Here is a 16,806-nt window from a genome sequence, read left to right as displayed (position 1 = left end):
TGTATCCGCAAAGGCAGTTCTCTCAATGTCCCTTCCGAACCACGCTCCTGTCCCTGAACTCTACGTCTCCTACGACTCGGCCCAGAAATTGAAGGCCGATGCGGGCAGCCTGCCCTCCTGGGACCTGACGCAGCGCCAGATCTGCGACCTCGAACTGCTGATGAACGGCGGCTTCCATCCGCTCAAGGGCTTCCTGACCGAGGCCGATTACGATGGCGTGGTCGAGAACATGCGCCTCGCCGACGGACGGCTCTGGCCGATGCCGGTGACGCTGGACGTGAGCGAGAAGTTTGCCGAGGGCGTCGAGCCCGGTCAGGACATCGCGCTGCGCGACGCCGAGGGCGTGATCCTCGCGATCCTGTCGGTCACCGACAAATGGGTGCCGAACAAGGACCGCGAGGCCGAGAAGGTGTTCGGCGCGAACGATCTCGCCCATCCGGCGGTGAACTACCTGCACCACACGGCCGGGAAGGTCTATCTCGGCGGCCCGATCACCGGCATCCAGCCGCCGGTGCACTACGATTTCAAGATGCGCCGCGACACGCCCAACGAGCTGCGCGCCTTCTTCCGCAAGATGGGCTGGACCCGCGTGGTGGCCTTCCAGACCCGCAATCCGCTGCACCGCGCGCATCAGGAACTGACCTTCCGCGCCGCCCGCGAAGCGCAGGCGAACCTGCTGATCCATCCGGTCGTGGGCATGACGAAGCCCGGCGACATCGACCATTTCACCCGCGTGCGCTGCTACGAGGCGGTGCTCGACCAGTATCCCTCCTCCACCACGACCCTGTCGCTCCTGAACCTCGCCATGCGCATGGGCGGCCCGCGCGAGGCGGTCTGGCACGGGCTGATCCGGCGCAACCACGGCTGCACCCACATGATCGTGGGCCGCGACCATGCCGGCCCGGGCAAGAACTCCGAGGGCAAGGACTTCTACGGCCCCTATGATGCGCAGGAGCTGTTCAAGGCCCATGCAGACGAGATCGGCGTCGAGATGGTCGATTTCAAACAGATGGTCTATGTGCAGGAGAAGGCCCAGTATTTCCCCGTGGACGAGGTGCCGGAAGGCTCCACCGTCCTCGACATCTCGGGCACCGAGCTGCGCCGCCGCCTGCGCGAGGGGCTCGAGATCCCGGAATGGTTCTCCTTCCCCGACGTGGTGAGCGAGCTGCGCCGCACCTCGCCCGCCCGCTCGAAGCAGGGCTTCACCGTCTTCTTCACGGGGCTCTCCGGCTCGGGCAAGTCCACCATCGCGAACGCCCTCATGGTCAAGCTGATGGAGATGGGCGGCCGCCCGGTGACTCTCCTCGACGGCGACGTGGTGCGCAAGCATCTCTCCTCGGAGCTCGGCTTCTCGAAGGAGCACCGCGACATCAACATCAAGCGGATCGGCTATGTGGCCTCCGAGATCACCAAGAACGGCGGCATCGCGATCTGCGCGCCGATCGCGCCCTATACCGCGACGCGGCGCGCCGTGCGCGAGATGATCGAGGCCTTCGGCGCCTTCATCGAGGTGCATGTGGCCACGCCGATCGAGGAATGCGAGCGGCGGGACCGCAAGGGGCTCTACAAGCTCGCGCGGGAAGGCAAGATCAAGGAGTTCACCGGGATCTCCGACCCCTACGAGGTGCCGGCCAAGGCCGAGCTGGTGGTGGACACGGCCAATGTGAGCGTCGACCATTGCGCCCATCAGGTGATCCTGAAGCTCGAGCAGATGGGCCTGATCCGGGCCTGACGCTCTAGACAGAAAAAGGGGCGCCCGCGGGCGCCCCTTTCGCTTCCCGGACGGAGCCCGCAAGGGGCTGTCCGCGCCCTGCTCCCAAGTCAGCGCGGACGCATCATCCTGAGAAGCAGCCTGTCCTTCAGCACATACTGATGGAAGAGCGCCGAAACGGCATGGACGAGGGCGAGCAGCATGATCGCATTCGCCGCCAGCACATGCGGGCCCGCAGCCCAGGCCTGCCCGCCGCCCCAGGCCGTCATGCCCAGCGCCGGCACGAGCAGCGTGAGCAGATAGAGCAGGCCCTGCAGCCCCGCGGCCACCTTGTCGCCGGGCGTGGTGCCCTTCTCAGGGACCCCGAGCACGAACCGCGCGCCGATCCTGACCAGCGTCAGCACGAGCACGGCGAGCCCCACGACCACATGGAGATAGTGGCCCACGCCCGCGGGCTCCACATTCTGGCGCACGGCGTCGTAGGCCCGCTCCATGGTCTCGCCGAAGATGTAATTGAAGAGGACGAGCCCCGCGATCGCCCAATGCAGGGTGATCTGGAGCCTGGTGTATCCCGGTTCTTGCGTCATCGCCTCACCACCTGACCTTTCCTGGCACCGGGAGAACGGGGGCACCCGGCTCCCGCTCCTCCGAGTCGTCAGGCTGACACAGACCGGCCACATGGGAAGAGGCCCAGATGTCGCGGAAGGGCGTCCGGTGGGACCGGCGCGGTCGCCGCGCTCTGGCGGCCAGGGCACCGAGGACATGCGGGCGCGCTGTGGCCTCAAGGCGCCGTCGTCCGGGAGGCAGCTGGAAAATCCTCGGCCGTCTGTCGAAGCGGCCGAGGGCCTCTCCCCGGAGGCGTCAGTGCACGTTCACCGGCGCAAGGTCGTTTTGACGGGCGAGCACGAAGGCCAGATGCCGGTCGCGCACCAGCGCAAGGCGCTCACCGTCCGCTCCATGCAGGGCGTAGATATGGTCGAGCCCGCGCGCCATCGACTGCACATCCTCGGGAAGTTCGGCCACCGGCACCGGACGGACATAGACCAGCCGCCCCGCACCCTCGGGAAAATCGAATGGGGTGTTCATTGCTCGACTCCTTCCTTTATCGCACGGTTGCGCCCGATCGGGATCGTCTGCACCACCGCTTGCGGCACCTGCCGGTGCAGGTCGATATGCAGAAGACCATGCTCCATGGTCGCCCCCGCCACCTCGACGCCATCCGCCAGCACGAAGCTGCGCTGGAAGGCACGGGAGGCGATGCCGCGATGCAGGAACACGCGCTCGGCCGGATCCTCGGCCTGCCGCCCGCGCACCACGAGCTGACGGTCCTCGACGGTGATGGCGATATCGTCCTCGCGGAAGCCGGCGACGGCGAGCGTGATGCGATAGGCGTTCTCCGCCACGGCCTCGATATTGAAGGGCGGGTAGCCCTCGCTGGCCGTCTTGGCCGTCCGCTCGACCAGCCGCTCGAGCTGTTCGAACCCGAGCAGGAAGGGATGGCCCCCGAAAGTCAGTTTGGTCATTCCGTCATGTCCTTGCAGAAGCGACATTTCTCTGGCGGAACCCCGGGCGGGCATTCCACCTGTCGAATATGGGCGGCGGGCCCCACCCTTGCAAGAGCGCGGGCGCGGCGCGCCGCCTCGGCACGCAGGGGTCGGGCGGCATGCCGGGACGACACGGGCCGTCTGCCTCCGCCTTTCCCGCTCATGGAGAGGGAAGCCGCCCCTCTTGAGGCGCGACCGCCACAGGCGCGCCCCTTCGAACGCGACATATCGGCCTCCTGCAGGATTCTTCCCGCAAACGCGTGCGTTCTGTATATTCGTCTGACGGCGACTCATCCAAACGCAACGGGCGACTTTCCCGACAGGTCAAGACACATGAATGCGTCCCCCGAATTGAGCTTCGAAGACATGCTGCGCATCCGGCTGGAAGTCCTGCGGCGCGAGCACCGCGATCTCGACGAGGCGATTGCCGCCATCGAGGCGGGCGGCCGTGGCGATCAGCTCATGCTGCGGCGGCTCAAGAAGCAGAAACTGGCCCTCAAGGACCAGATCGTGAAGATCGAGGACCGGCTCATCCCCGACATCATCGCCTGACACCCGCGCGCGGCCGGAACGCCCCCTGCCACTCGCGCATCGTGAATGACGGGCCCCTGCCGCAGGGACAGTCGCTGCTGTGCCCGGCCCTGCCGAGTGGATCCGCGCCGCCGGATCGGCGCATGGCCTGCAGGACGCAGTCCCGCAGCAAGCGGCCTGCCCCTCCGCCGACCGCTTGCCCCCTGCCCGGCCATGGCTATAGTGCGCCGCTCAGGGCAGGACAGGGGCGCGGCGCATGACTGTGGACGTTGGGATCATCATGGGCAGCCAGTCGGACTGGGCCACGATGAAGGAGGCCGCGGCGATCCTCGACGAGCTCGGCATCTCTCACGAGGCGAGGATCGTCTCGGCGCACCGCACGCCCGACCGGCTCTGGAACTACGGCAAGACCGCCGTCGGGCGCGGGCTCAAGGTCATCATCGCGGGCGCGGGCGGTGCGGCGCACCTTCCCGGCATGATGGCCTCGAAAACGCGGGTGCCCGTCATCGGCGTGCCCGTCCAGACCCGCGCGCTCTCGGGCGTCGACAGCCTCTATTCCATCGTCCAGATGCCCAAGGGTTTTCCGGTCGCCACCATGGCGATCGGCAGCGCCGGCGCGGCGAACGCGGGCCTGATGGCCGCGGGCATCCTCGCCCTCTCCGATCCGGCGCTCGGCCAGCGGCTCGACGCCTGGCGCGCAGCCCTCTCCGCCTCCATCCCCGAGGAGCCCTCCGATGACTGACCGCCTGCCCCCCGGCTCGACCATCGGCATCCTCGGCGGCGGCCAGCTCGGCCGGATGCTTTCGGTCGCGGCGGCGCGGCTGGGCTTCCGCACCCATATCTTCGAGCCGAGCGCCAACCCGCCCGCCGCCGACGTGGCCCATGCGGTCACGACCGCGCCCTACGAGGACGAGGCCGCACTGCGGGCCTTCGCGACCTCGGTCGATGTCATCACCTACGAATTCGAGAACATCCCGACCTCGGCCCTCGACCTGCTGGAGGCGCTGAAACCCCTCCACCCGAACCGCCGCGCCCTCGCGGTCAGCCAGGACCGGCTCGAGGAGAAGGGCTTCCTGACCGGGCTCGGCCTCGCCGTGGCCCCCTACCGCCCCGTCGGCAGCCGAGAGGATCTCGAGGCCGCGATCCACGGCATCGGCACGCCCGCCATCCTCAAGACCACGCGCCTCGGCTATGACGGCAAGGGGCAGGCCCGCCTCATGGAGCCCGACGACGCGGCCGAGGCCTTCGCGGCCATGGGCGGCCAGCCTGCCGTGCTCGAGGGCTTCGTCCGCTTCACCCACGAGGTCTCGGTCATCGCGGCGCGCGGCCGCGACGGATCGGTCGCGGTCTATGAGCCCGGCGAGAACGTGCATCTCTCGGGCATCCTGCACACGACCACGGTGCCCGCCCGCCTCACCGCCTCGCAGCGCACCGACGCGGTGCTGCTGGCCGGGCGGATCCTCAATGCTCTCGACTATGTGGGCGTGATGGGGGTCGAGCTCTTCGTGACGCCCGAGGCGCTGCTGGTGAACGAGATCGCGCCGCGGGTCCACAATTCCGGGCACTGGACGCAGAACGGCTGCGCGGTGGACCAGTTCGAGCAGCATATCCGTGCGATCACCGGCTGGCCGCTCGGCGACGGCTCGCGCTTCGCCGATGTCGAGATGGAGAATCTGATCGGCCATGATGTGGCCCGGGTGCCGGCGCTCGCGCTCGAGAAGCACACGGCGATCCATCTCTATGGCAAGGCCGAAGCGCGCCCGGGGCGCAAGATGGGCCATGTGAACCGCATCCTCCGCCCGGTGACCGGCGCATGAGCGCAGATCCGCCGCGAACGGCGGGGGTGGCGGAGGACCGGCTCGCGGCCTTCCTCGCCGACGAGACGGCCCGCTTCGAGCGCGAGAACCCACGGTCGAAGGAGGCGCTTCAGCGCGGCGCGCAATCCTATCTGGGCGGCGTGCCGATGCACTGGATGAAGGACTGGCCCTCGCCCTTCCCGCTGGTCGCGGCCGAAGCGCAGGGCGCACGCCTGACCGACCTCGACGGGCACCGGCTCGACGATTTCTGCCTGGGCGACACGGGCTCGATGTTCGGCCACTCGCCGGCCCCGGTGGCGCGGGCGATCCGGCGGCAGGCGCGGCAGGGGCTGACCTACATGCTGCCGACCGAGGCCACCTTCGAGGCGGGGCAGCTTCTCAATCGGACCTTCGGCGACTTCCGCTGGCAGGTGGCGCTGACCGCGACCGACGCCAACCGCTTCGCGCTGCGCGTGGCGCGGGCCGTCACCGGGCGGCGCAAGGTGCTGGTGTTCAACGGCTGCTACCACGGGACGGTCGACGACACGATGGTCATGCTCGAGAACGGCCGCACGCGGGCGCGGCCGGGCCTCGTGGGCATGGTCGCCGATCTCGCCTCGAAGGCGGTCGCGGTCGAGTTCAACGATGTCGCGGGCGTCGAGGCGGCGCTGGCCACTGGCGAGATCGCCGCGATCCTCACCGAGCCGGTGATGACCAACTCCTGCATGGTGCTGCCCGAGGCGGGCTTCCACGATGCGCTGCGCACCCTCTCGCGCCGCTACGGGGCGGTGCTGATCCTCGACGAGACCCATACGCTTTCCTCGGGCCTCGGCGGCTACGGACGGGTGCACAGCCTGTCGCCCGACATTCTCGTGGTGGGCAAATGCGTGGCGGGCGGCACGCCCACCGCCGTCTGGGGCCTGACGCCCGATCTCGGCGCGCGCTTCGCGGCCTACAATGCGACGCGCCCCGCGGGCCACAGCGGCATGGGCACGACTCTCTCGGCCAATCCGATGCAGTTCGCCTGCCTCTGCGCCACCCTGTCCGAGGTGATGACGCCCGAGGCCTATGCCCATATGGAGCGCGGCGCAAAGCGGCTGGCCAAGGGTCTGGCCGCGGCCATCGCCCGTGTGGGTGCGCCGTGGCATGTCGTCCGCGTGGGTGCGCGCGTCGAGTTCATCTGCGCGCCCGGGCCGCTCCGCAACGGGACAGAGGCCGCGGCCGCCCATCAGCCGCGCCTTGAGGGGGCGGTGCATCTGGGCCTTCTGAACCGCGGCTCGCTGATCGCGCCCTTCCACAACATGATGCTGGTGAGCCCCATGACCCGGACCCGCCAGATCGACCGCCTGATCGCCGCCTTCGACGCCATCCTGACAGACCTTTTCGCGTGACCGCAACGATGACCGACCAGCCCAGCCCCTCCGGTTCGACCCTCAGCGAGGCCGAAACCTTCCTCGCCGCCCATCCCGAGATCGAGGCCTTCGACATCGTCCTGCACGATGCCAACGGCATCGGCCGAGGCAAGATCATCCGGCGCCACGAACTTTTGTCCTTCTACAAGGGCGGGCGGCACCTGCCGATCTCGATCCTCGGGCTCGACATCTGCGGCGAGGATGTCCACGAGACCGGCCTGATCTGGGATCAGGGCGACGGCGACCTGCGGGCCTGGCCGATCCCCGGCACGCTGGTGCCCCTTCATGGCACCACGCCGCCGCGGGGCGAGGTCTTCATGTGCATGTACGACCTCGACGGCCGGCCGATGAGCTCGGACCCGCGCCATGCGCTCGCACGGCAGGTGGAGGCGCTGGCGGAGCTGGGCCTTCACCCGTCGGCGGCCTTCGAGCTCGAATTCTTCCTTCTGGCCAACGAGCGCGGCCCCGACGGGCGCGTGCAGCCGGCAGCCGACGTGCTGGACGGCCGGCGCAGCGCCAAGACCGAGGTCTATTCCGTCGATCACCTGCACGGGATGATGCCGCTCTTCTCCGACATCTATGCGGGGGCCGAGACGGCGGGGATCAAGGCCGAGACCATGATCTCGGAATATGCGCCGGGCCAGTACGAGCTCACGCTCCATTACCGCACCGATGTGCTGCAGGCGGCGGACGACCTGATGCGGCTCAAGCGGATCGTGCGGGCGCAGGCGCGCCGCCATGGCGTCACCGCCTGTTTCATGGCCAAGCCCGTGGAAAGCTACGCCGGTTCGGGGATGCATCTGCATGTCTCGCTCTGCGATGCCGAGGGGCGCAACATCTTCGTCGAGGAGACCGAGGGCCAGTGGTCGCGCCCGATCCTGCACGCGCTCGGCGGCCTGCGCGAGACGATGGGGGAATCGATGCTGGTCTTCGCGCCGCATGCGAACTCCTGGCGGCGCTTCGCGAGCCAGAGCTACGCTCCGGTCTCGCCCAGCTGGGGGGTGAACAACCGCTCGGTCGCGCTGCGCATCCCGGCGGGCGACATCCGCGCCCGGCGGATCGAGCATCGCCCGGCCGGGGTCGACGCCAACCCCTATCTCGTGGCCGCCACCGTGCTGGCCGGCATCCGCCGCGGGCTCGAGCAGCAGATCGACCCCGGCCCCGAGACCACCGGCAACGGCTACGAGGATCCGGGCGACACGCAGCCGATCCCGACCTGCTGGCGCAGCGCCATCGCGGCGGCGGAACATTCGGCCTTCCTGCGCGAGGCGCTGGGGCCGGACATGCACCGCACCTTCACCGCCATCAAGGCCGCGGAATATGCCCGCGTGGCGCGGACGATCCCGGACGTCGACTACGATCTGTACCTCCACACGGTCTGACGCCGTTTCGAACGTCTGCGGCCGGGCGACGCTGGATCGGTGCCGGAGCCTGATCTAGGGTAGGCTCATGTCCGCGCGACGTGACACCGACCTCAGGCGGACGGTTGCCGCCCCCCGGCTCTGGCAGAGACTCCGCCTGCCAGCGGCCGTCCTCGTCATGCTCGCGGGCGCCACCGCCATCATCGGCCTCGCCAACGATGCCCGCGAGCGGTTCCAGCAGCTCGACTATATCGTCACGGACGGGGTGCAGACCCGGCTGTCCGATCTCGACGGCAACCTCTCGCAGTTCGCAAGCGCCCTCGGCGTCACAGGCAGCAGCCCGAGCCCCGCGGCGGTCCGGACGTCCCTCCGGCAGTTGCAGGAGGGTCTGGCGCAGCTCGACACCGCCATGGCCGAGGCCGGGGTGCTGTGGGACCCGGCCTATGGCGAAGGCATTGCGCGGCTCCGCCAGTTCGAGCGGGATCGTGCGGATCTGATCGCGGCACCGGACGCCACGGTGACAGCCGCAATGCCCGGCCTGACCCGCGCCCTGCCGCACCTCGAGCAGGCGGTGGCGGAGCTTTCGGCCACGGCCAGCGCAGACCGCGAGAGCCGCAACCTCGAGAATCGCGCGATCATCGGCAGTTCGATCATGCGCCTCGTGGCCTTGACCATCGGCCTCGTGCTGATGCTGTCGGCCGGATCGTTCCAGCTTTTGCGGCTTTATCTGCGCTCGCGCGAACAGGCCGAGGCGGCGGGCCGCGCCAGCGCCCGGCTCGAGGCGATCTTCCGCATTTCGGCGGATGCGATCCTCGTGACCGACTGGAGCGCCCGGGTGATCGACTGCAATCGCGCGGCGCTCGCCATCTTCGGGCACCAGCGCGAGCGGCTGGCCGGCGCCGATGCGATGGAGCTGCTGTTCCCGGCCGAGCTGCAGGGCCGCCAGCGCATGCGCGTGGTGGATGCGCTGCGCAATTCCGACCCCCGGATCGACGGCCCCCTGCGGCTCGAACTCGAGGCGGTCCATGCCGACGGCTCACGCTTTCCGGTCGAGGTCTCGCTCGCGGCCGCGCGTGTCGAAGGCGAGGACATCATCGTGGCCCTGATGCGCGACATCTCGGCCCGCAGGCGCGCCGAGCGCGAGCTGACCGAGGCGCGCGACCGCGCGCTCGCGGGCGAGCAGACGAAGGCCGACTTCCTCGCCGTGATGAGCCACGAGATGCGGACGCCGCTGAACGGGCTTGCGGGGTCGCTCGAACTGCTCGCCCAGACGCCGCTCGACCCGCGCCAGCGCGAGCTCGTCTCGGTGCTGCGCGCCTCGGCCGAGATCCTGCTCGACCATGTGAATTCGGTTCTCGACATCGCCCGCTCCGAGGCCCGACCCTCGGTGGCAGAGATGGTCGATTTCGATCTCGACCGGCTGATCGAGGACTGTATCGCGAACCAGTCGGGCTTTGCCGCCGTCGTCGGCAACCGGATCGACCATCGTCCGCTGACCGGGCCGGTGGGGATCCTGAACGGCGAACCCCAGCGGCTGCGGCAGGTCCTGCTGAACCTGCTGAACAACGCGGTGAAATTCACCCGGAACGGGCGGATCATCGTCGAAAGCGAGGTGCAGGGCGCGGATGTCGAGATCCGCGTGCTCGACACCGGCATCGGCATCGCCCCCGAGAACCTGGAGAAGGTCTTCGACGATTTCGTGACGCTCGACGCCAGCTACGAGCGCCGGTCGGGCGGCACGGGACTGGGCCTCGGGATCGCGCGGCGGCTGGCGCGGATCATGGGCGGCGATCTCACCGTCCAGAGCACGCCGGGCCGCGGCAGCCGCTTCACCCTGCGCCTGCCGCTCCGCCGCCCGCGCGAGGAGCTCGCCGCCTCCCGCGGGTCCGACGAGGCGCTCTCGGTGCTCTTGGTCGAGGACAATGACATCAACCGCTTCATCGCCCAGAACTTCCTCGAGAGCGCGGGCCACCGGGTCTTGACGGCGCGCAGCGGGCTCGAGGGGCTGACGGCAGCCCAGTCACGGCATTTCGACGTGATCCTGACCGACATCAGCATGCCGGGCCTCGACGGGCTGCAGGTGGCGCGCCGGATCCGCGATGGCGGCGGGCCGAGCGCCGCCTCGCGCATCCTCGCCGTCACCGCCCACTCGCTGACGGCCGATCCCGGCGCGCTCAGGGCCGCGGGCATCGACGGATGGCTCGAAAAGCCGGTGAGCCGGGATGCGCTCCTGCGGATGCTGCGCCATCCGGCCGAGCCTGCCTCTCCGCCGGTCGAGGAGGCGCTCGACACGGCCCGGCTGCGCGAACTGGAAGACCAGATCGGCCCGGTGGCACTCCACGGGCTGATCCGGCAGATGATCCTCGACGGCACCGCGATCCTCGAGCGGCTGGCGGCGCTCGGCTTCGAGCCGCCGCCCGAGGAGGCCCGTCCCCTCGTGCACCAGCTGGCCGGCGCGATCTCGACCTTCGGCACCGGGCCGCTGCACCGCAGGCTCCGGCAGGCGCAGGAGGCGCTGCGGACCGGAGCGGAAGCGGGGCCGCATCTTGCGGCCCTCCCCGCCCTCTGGGACAGGATGCGCACGGCGCTCGAGGAGGCCGCGCCGGATCGCCCCCTCGACACGGCAGCCCCTGTGCGGAGTTCGGGGGCGCTGTAGCCCGGCACCGCCGCTCGCGAAGCGCGAATGGCGGGCTACGCGCGGCCCGGAGACGAGATGGCGCGGGCGATCAGCGCCGGGACCCGCGGATCGAGGCCCACCGGCTCCAGAACCGTTCCCCGGAACGCCGCCTCTGCCAGCGCCGCAGGCAGGTCCTCCACCACATGCCCGCCGCGGGCCGCGAAGAAGGGCAGGCACAACGCCTCGGGCATGAGCCGCGCACGGGCCGCGATCTGCGGCTCCTGATCGATGAAGGCCGCCTCGCAGGGCAGGCCCGTCTCCTCGGACAGGCGCGCGGCCATCGCCCGCGCCACCTCGGACGGCGCCGGGCTGCGGAACGACCCATGCGCCGCCAGCAGGATGGCGGGGGCGGGCCTGTGGGACAGCGCCTCGCAGGCAATCTCCACGGTGAGATCCGAGACCGCGGGATCCGTGCCGAAGGGTTCGGCGATGCGCCAGCCCGTGCCGCCCGCCGCCGAAAGCTGGCGCGGCAGGTTCGTGCGCGTGAACCAGCCGCCCGCCATGAAGAGCGGATAGACGATCCCCGGTCGCCCTGCCGCAGCTACCTCGCGCGCCAGCGCGCCGGGCTCGGCCAAAGTCGCCGCCCGGAGCCGCCAGCCCGGCAGGTGCGCGCCCACGGCCGCGGCCAGCGCCTCGATCTCCGCCGCCGCCGGCAACGGGTCCGACGGCTGCCCATGGGCCACGATCAGCGCGGTCTCGTCCATCCGTCCCTCCCTTCGGCATCGCCCGATTGGCGCTGATTTTCTCTCGGCCCGCAAGCGGCCTTCGGGCTTCGGCCGCATGCGGCGTCGATCCGCCATCCGCGCCGCGGCGGCGGCTTAATCCGAGGTCTCAGGTATATGTTGACGCACCCCCCCGCCCGATCCTTGACTCGATCCGGCTCGGACCCGATGCTGTCAACCATCGTGCGAGTGAGGCGAGTGCCGGGACGCAGGGCGGTGGAAGCACCGCCGCACCCCGCCACGGCCCTGATATTCAGGTTCGGCCGAAGAGGCCGCTGACGGACCGCCGGAGTTCACTCCGGCTGCCGGAGACCTCGGGAGGCAGGGCCTGCCGAGGAGGAGACGCTCGGAGAGCAGCAGGACAGGAACGGCACGACCAATTGACGCAGGCCCCGGCCTGCGCTGTTGGCACGCTTGTTTCAGGGGCTGCCCGGCAGTAAGGGGCGAAGGATGCAACACGACCTCGAGGCGGACGTCACGATGACGGGCTCGGATCTGGTTTCCTGCTGCTACCGCAGCCTGGCGGCCCCGGATCTGACGCTGCGCGACCTCCTCGACATCGTCGAGACCTCGCAGGCGCACAATGCCCGGGCGCAGCTGACCGGCGCGCTCTTCTACAGCCAGGGCGTCTTCTTCCAGTGGCTCGAAGGCCGCCCCGCCGCCGTGGCGGAGGTCATGACCCACATCCAGCGGGACCGGCGCCACAGCAACGTCGAGATCCTCGCAGAGGAACCGATCGCCAAGCGCCGCTTTGCGGGATGGCACATGCAGCTCTCCTGCTCGGAGGCCGACATGCGCAGCCTCGGGCTGGCCGAGAGCCGGCAGATCGTGACCGTGGGCCGCAGCCTGGTGGCCGACAACACCAACATCTTCTCTTTCGATAGGATCGCCGCCGTGCGCCGTTTCCTCTCCGACGTCTGCGCAGCGCGGACTCTCGCCCCCGATACCCCCGTCGAGGCGGACACCTTCGCCCTTTATGCCCTGACCGAGGCGCAGGCGGGCCGCTCCGGCCGTGCCAAGGCCGTGGCGCGGCTCTCCGATCTGCTGAGCACCGATCCGCTCGGTCGCCTGACCGAGGTCGAGGAGCTGCTGCGCGCCCATGCGCCGACCGCCGCCGATTTCGCGCGGCTGTTCGAGGCCTGCGCCGAGCGCCTGACGCGCGCGCTGGCCGAGGATCGCATCTCGCGGATGCAGGTGACGCTGGCCTATTCGGCCCTGCAGATGGCGCTGCGCCGGATCCATCACCTGCCCGACCCGCAGAAGAGCGTGGGCGCCGTGCTGGTCGCCGGCGTGCCGGGTCACAAGCCGATCCTCGAGGCGGCCCTCGCGGCCGAGATGCTGCGCGCCGTGGGCTGGTCGACCTCGGTCGTGCATCCCGAGAGCGTCGCGGCCCTGGCCGCGCGGCTGAAGACCTCGCGCACCTCGACGCTGGTCGTGGCGCCGAGCCTTCTGGAGGGAACCGAGCAGGAGGCCGACACGCTGCGGTTCGTCTCCGCGCTCAGGGCGCGGACCGATCTTCCCGGCCTGAGCATCCTGGTCGGGGGCCGGCTGGCGCAACTTCCCCCCTCGAAGCTGAAGGACTCCGGCGCCGATGCCGGGTTCGCACATCTTGCGCTGCTTCCGGCCGCCCTCGCCCGTGTGGCCTGCCCGGCCAATGCCGACTGCTGCTCGATGCGCGCCTGCCGGATGCCCGCGTCCCAATGCTGCGACAAGCGCATCAACCCCGAATTCCTGCTGGCGAACGTCATGCCGAGCGTGCTGACCCGCATCTCCTCGCGCCAGGACCGCCGCCGCAGCGCCTGACCGCCTGTTTTTTTCGTCCGAACCGTGCCGGCAGAGGTGCATCTTGCGGATCTTTGCTTAAATAGGATTGCGGCGGCATCTGGCCGCCGCGATGGGGGGCACGGCCGTCACTGCAATGAACGAGACGAGAACAGACAGGCTGGGCGAGCACCGGCTGCCGCCGAAACGCGTGCGCAGACCCCTCATCACCGACATTTCGGCCGCCCGCTGGCTGCTTCTGCTGATTCTTGCAGCGTCGGTCTATTTCTTCCACGGCTTCCTCGTACCGGTGCTGGCGGCGCTCATCATCGCCTTTGCGAGCTGGCCGCTGATGCTGAAGCTCGAGCGGTCGCTTCCGATCAGCCGCGGCATCGCGGGCGCACTTCTTGTCATGATGATCGTGGGCTTCCTCGTGATCCCGGTCATGATGGCGCTGCTCTATGCCTTCCGCGAGCTGCAGGCCTGGATCGGCTGGGCGATCAATACGAACAGCACCGGCGCGCCGCCGCCGGTCTGGCTCGAGGCGCTGCCGCATGTGGGGCCCTGGGTCGGCGAGAAGTGGCGGACCTACATCGGCGAGCCGGGGGCGATCAGCGAGATGGTCCAGCTCGTCTCGGGCGCCAACATCGGCACGATCTCGCGCGGGATCCTGACGGCGGGCACGCTGGCCTTCCACCTCGCGCTGACCCTGCTCTTCATGCTGATCGCGCTCTTCATCTTCTACCGCGACGGCGAGCGGATCGCGGCGCAGGTGGACCGCGTCGGCACCCGCATCCTGCCCGACCGCTGGGACCGGATCTCGCGCGTGGTCCCTGCCACCATCAGTTCGACCGTGACCGGCATGACGCTCATTGCCATGGGCGAGGGCGTCGTGCTGGGCACGGCCTACTGGATCGCGGGGATGCCTTCGCCGGTGACGCTCGGCGTCATCACGGGCTTCATGGCCCTCATTCCGGGGGGCGCGCCGTTCTGCGTGATCGTGGCCTCGTCCTATCTCGCGGCCAGCGGCTCGCCCTGGGCGGGGCTCGGCCTCTTCCTCTGGGGGACGGTGGAACTCTTCGTCGTCGACAAGACGATCCGCCCGGTGCTGGTCGGCGGACCGGTGAAGCTGCCGTTCCTGCCCACCTTCTTCGGCCTCGTGGGCGGCATCGAGACCATGGGGATCGTGGGCCTCTTCGTCGGGCCGGTGCTGATGGCGCTGCTCGTCGCCATGTGGCGCGAATGGCAGCGCGAGATCGACATCGCCGAGACGGAGGAGATGGGGCACCCGCTGGAGCCCCTGCCCGACCCTCTGCCCGCCCCGCTCCACCCGTTCCGCTCCGAGTCGCGCTGACGGAAGGCAGGGCGGGCCCGCCACCCTTGGCGGGCTCGATGCCGGACCCCATATGGCGAGGGCAAAGGAACCTCCCATGATCCCCTATTCCGTTCTCGACCTCGCTCCGGTGCCGGAAGGCGCCACCACGTCCGAGGCTCTCGCCCAGACCGTCACCCTCGCCCGCCATGCCGAAGCCCTGGGCTTTCACCGCTACTGGCTGGCCGAGCATCATGCCATGCCGGGCATCGCCTCGGCGGCGACGGCGGTTCTCATCGGCCATGTCGCGGCCCACACCCAGCGCATCCGCGTGGGGTCGGGCGGGATCATGCTGCCCAACCACGCCCCGCTGATGGTGGCCGAAGCGTTCGGCACTCTGGCCGAGCTGCATCCGGGCCGGATCGATCTGGGCCTCGGCCGGGCCCCCGGCACCGACGGGCGCACCGCGCAGGCGCTGCGGCGCAACCTCGATGTCACCGACAGTTTCCCTGCCGACGTGCTGGAACTCCTGCGCTACTTCGGCGAGCCGGAGCCGGGCGCGATCCAGGCCATCCCCGGCCAGGGCACCCGCGTGCCGCTGTGGATCCTCGGCTCGAGCCTCTATGGCGCGCAGCTCGCGGCCCATTTCGGCCTGCCCTATGCCTTCGCCTCGCATTTCGCGCCGCCCGCCCTCGAGGCGGCGCTGGCGGCCTACCGGCAGGGCTTCCGGCCCTCGGCCCAGCTCGACAGGCCCCGCGCCATGGTGGCGATCAACGTCTTTGCCGGGGCCGACGATGCCGAGGGCCGCTACCTCCGCTCCTCCGCCCAGCTGGCCTTCGCCAATCTCCGCCTGGGCCGCCCAGGCAAGCTGCCGCGCCCGGTCGAGGATATCTCGGCCCATGTCGATCCCGGCATGCTCCGGACGGTCGATCAGGCGCTGTCCGTCTCGGCCACCGGCGGCCCCGACACCGTGCGGCGCGAGCTGGCGGCCCTTCTCGAGCGGCACCGGCCCGACGAGGTGATCCTCACCGGGCAGATCCACGACCCCGCGGCGCGGCTGCGCTCGTTCACGATCGCGGCCGAGGCTCTGGCCAGCCTCTGAGGGCCGAGGCCTCTGGCGGGCTCGGCCGTTCTCTGCGATCAAGGCGGGATCAGCCGAGGAGATCCGATGTCCGACCATGTCTTTGCCCCGCCCGCCGCGCCCTCCCTGCCCGTTGCGGAGAGCCAGACGCTCTTCCCGGTGCGGCGCGTCTACTGCATCGGCCGGAACTATGCCGCCCATGCGGTCGAGATGGGCGGCGATCCCGACCGCGAGCCGCCGTTCTTCTTCCAGAAGAACCCCGACAATCTCGACCCGTCGGGCCGCTTCCCCTACCCGCCCGAAAGCTTGGACGTCCATCACGAGGTCGAGCTCGCGGTGATGCTGGGCTCGGGCGGGACGGACATTCCGGTCGAGGAGGCGATGGCCCATGTGTGGGGCTATGCGCTCGCCCTCGACATGACCCGGCGCGACCTGCAGGGCGAGGCGAAGAAGGCCGGCCGGCCGTGGGAGGTGGGCAAAGCCTTCGAACGGTCCGCCCCGGTGGGTCCGGTGCATCCCGCAGCGCGGATCGGCCATCCCGAAGCGGGGCGGATCGAGCTCCGTGTCAATGGCGCGCTGCGGCAGGAGGGCGATCTCAACCAGATGATCTGGAAGGTGCCGGAAATGATCTCCGTCCTGTCGCGCCATTTCGCGCTGGCCGCGGGCGACGTGATCCTGACGGGCACGCCTTCCGGGGTCGGCGCGGTGCAGCGCGGAGACGTGATGGAGGCCAGCATCGACGGTCTCGGCTCGCTGCGCGTCGAGGTGGTCTGACCTCGCTGCCCCGCGGCGAGGATGCTCCCTTGACCCGGCCGCGAATGCGGCGCGAGATGTCTCCGGACCGCGCCGCGCAAGCGGCGCTTCCGGGGGCAATCCGCGCCTCCGCGACCGTCGAAGG

At 69.9% G+C, this 16,806-nt stretch carries 15 protein-coding genes; 11 read left to right on the top strand and 4 right to left on the bottom strand.

The window, feature by feature from the left end:
• The first annotated feature begins 25 nt into the window (after nucleotides 1-25).
• Nucleotides 26-1,732: a bifunctional sulfate adenylyltransferase/adenylylsulfate kinase gene (locus tag RSP_RS00795; RefSeq protein ID WP_002722319.1), complete on the top strand. Its 1,707-nt coding sequence runs from the start codon at nucleotides 26-28 to the stop codon at nucleotides 1,730-1,732.
• Between the two features lie 89 nt (nucleotides 1,733-1,821).
• Here RSP_RS00795 and RSP_RS00790 read toward each other — a convergent pair whose 3' ends face one another.
• The 3 genes from RSP_RS00790 to RSP_RS00780 form a co-directional block, all read right to left on the bottom strand.
• On the bottom strand, nucleotides 1,822-2,298 hold the full coding sequence (locus tag RSP_RS00790; RefSeq protein WP_011336847.1) for a cytochrome b562: 477 nt from the start codon (nucleotides 2,296-2,298) through the stop codon (nucleotides 1,822-1,824).
• A gap of 274 nt (nucleotides 2,299-2,572) precedes the next feature.
• Nucleotides 2,573-2,797 carry a DUF1150 family protein gene (locus RSP_RS00785; protein WP_002722317.1) on the bottom strand — a complete coding sequence of 75 codons (225 nt, stop codon included), beginning with the start codon at nucleotides 2,795-2,797 and terminating at the stop codon, nucleotides 2,573-2,575.
• A complete protein-coding gene (locus RSP_RS00780; protein WP_011336846.1) occupies nucleotides 2,794-3,261 on the bottom strand; it encodes an Hsp20 family protein in 468 nt (155 codons plus the stop codon). Before RSP_RS00780 ends, RSP_RS00785 begins: the two co-directional genes overlap by 4 nt.
• A 327-nt stretch (nucleotides 3,262-3,588) precedes the next feature.
• Between RSP_RS00780 and RSP_RS00775 the strand changes: the two genes are divergently transcribed.
• The 6 genes from RSP_RS00775 to RSP_RS00750 all read left to right on the top strand — a co-directional run bounded on the left by RSP_RS00775 (nucleotide 3,589) and on the right by RSP_RS00750 (nucleotide 11,011).
• Nucleotides 3,589-3,807 (top strand): YdcH family protein, encoded by a 219-nt coding sequence (locus RSP_RS00775; RefSeq protein ID WP_011336845.1) that lies wholly within the window; start codon nucleotides 3,589-3,591, stop codon nucleotides 3,805-3,807.
• A gap of 235 nt (nucleotides 3,808-4,042) precedes the next feature.
• A complete protein-coding gene (purE, locus tag RSP_RS00770) occupies nucleotides 4,043-4,528 on the top strand; it encodes a 5-(carboxyamino)imidazole ribonucleotide mutase (RefSeq protein ID WP_002722311.1) in 486 nt (161 codons plus the stop codon).
• Nucleotides 4,521-5,603 carry a 5-(carboxyamino)imidazole ribonucleotide synthase gene (locus RSP_RS00765; protein ID WP_011336844.1) on the top strand — a complete coding sequence of 361 codons (1,083 nt, stop codon included), beginning with the start codon at nucleotides 4,521-4,523 and terminating at the stop codon, nucleotides 5,601-5,603. The genes purE and RSP_RS00765 overlap by 8 nt, the downstream gene beginning before the upstream one ends.
• Entirely contained in the window at nucleotides 5,600-6,973 is a 1,374-nt protein-coding gene (locus tag RSP_RS00760; protein ID WP_011336843.1) for an aspartate aminotransferase family protein, read from the top strand. The genes RSP_RS00765 and RSP_RS00760 overlap by 4 nt, the downstream gene beginning before the upstream one ends.
• Nucleotides 6,974-6,981: 8 nt before the next feature.
• Complete coding sequence (locus tag RSP_RS00755) at nucleotides 6,982-8,376, top strand: glutamine synthetase family protein (RefSeq protein ID WP_002722307.1); 1,395 nt, start codon at nucleotides 6,982-6,984, stop codon at nucleotides 8,374-8,376.
• Nucleotides 8,377-8,443: 67 nt separating this feature from the next.
• On the top strand, nucleotides 8,444-11,011 hold the full coding sequence (locus RSP_RS00750; RefSeq protein ID WP_011336841.1) for a hybrid sensor histidine kinase/response regulator: 2,568 nt from the start codon (nucleotides 8,444-8,446) through the stop codon (nucleotides 11,009-11,011).
• A 35-nt stretch (nucleotides 11,012-11,046) separates the two neighbouring features.
• Here the strand turns inward: RSP_RS00750 and RSP_RS00745 are convergent, their stop codons facing one another.
• Complete coding sequence (locus RSP_RS00745) at nucleotides 11,047-11,736, bottom strand: sirohydrochlorin chelatase (RefSeq protein WP_011336840.1); 690 nt, start codon at nucleotides 11,734-11,736, stop codon at nucleotides 11,047-11,049.
• 468 nt (nucleotides 11,737-12,204) lie between these two features.
• On the opposite strand from RSP_RS00745, the gene appA reads away from it, so the two are divergent.
• The 4 genes from appA to RSP_RS00725 all read left to right on the top strand — a co-directional run bounded on the left by appA (nucleotide 12,205) and on the right by RSP_RS00725 (nucleotide 16,682).
• On the top strand, nucleotides 12,205-13,557 hold the full coding sequence (appA, locus tag RSP_RS00740) for a light-/oxygen-sensing antirepressor AppA (RefSeq protein WP_011336839.1): 1,353 nt from the start codon (nucleotides 12,205-12,207) through the stop codon (nucleotides 13,555-13,557).
• 115 nt (nucleotides 13,558-13,672) lie between these two features.
• Nucleotides 13,673-14,869 (top strand): AI-2E family transporter, encoded by a 1,197-nt coding sequence (locus tag RSP_RS00735; RefSeq protein WP_002722302.1) that lies wholly within the window; start codon nucleotides 13,673-13,675, stop codon nucleotides 14,867-14,869.
• Nucleotides 14,870-14,945: 76 nt separating this feature from the next.
• On the top strand, nucleotides 14,946-15,929 hold the full coding sequence (locus tag RSP_RS00730; protein WP_017140036.1) for an LLM class flavin-dependent oxidoreductase: 984 nt from the start codon (nucleotides 14,946-14,948) through the stop codon (nucleotides 15,927-15,929).
• 66 nt (nucleotides 15,930-15,995) lie between these two features.
• Nucleotides 15,996-16,682: a fumarylacetoacetate hydrolase family protein gene (locus tag RSP_RS00725; protein ID WP_011336836.1), complete on the top strand. Its 687-nt coding sequence runs from the start codon at nucleotides 15,996-15,998 to the stop codon at nucleotides 16,680-16,682.
• Nucleotides 16,683-16,806: the final 124 nt, after the last annotated feature.

This window comes from Cereibacter sphaeroides 2.4.1, assembly GCF_000012905.2.
GTDB lineage: Bacteria > Pseudomonadota > Alphaproteobacteria > Rhodobacterales > Rhodobacteraceae > Cereibacter_A > Cereibacter_A sphaeroides.
This window is presented reverse-complemented; position numbering and strand designations above follow the sequence as displayed.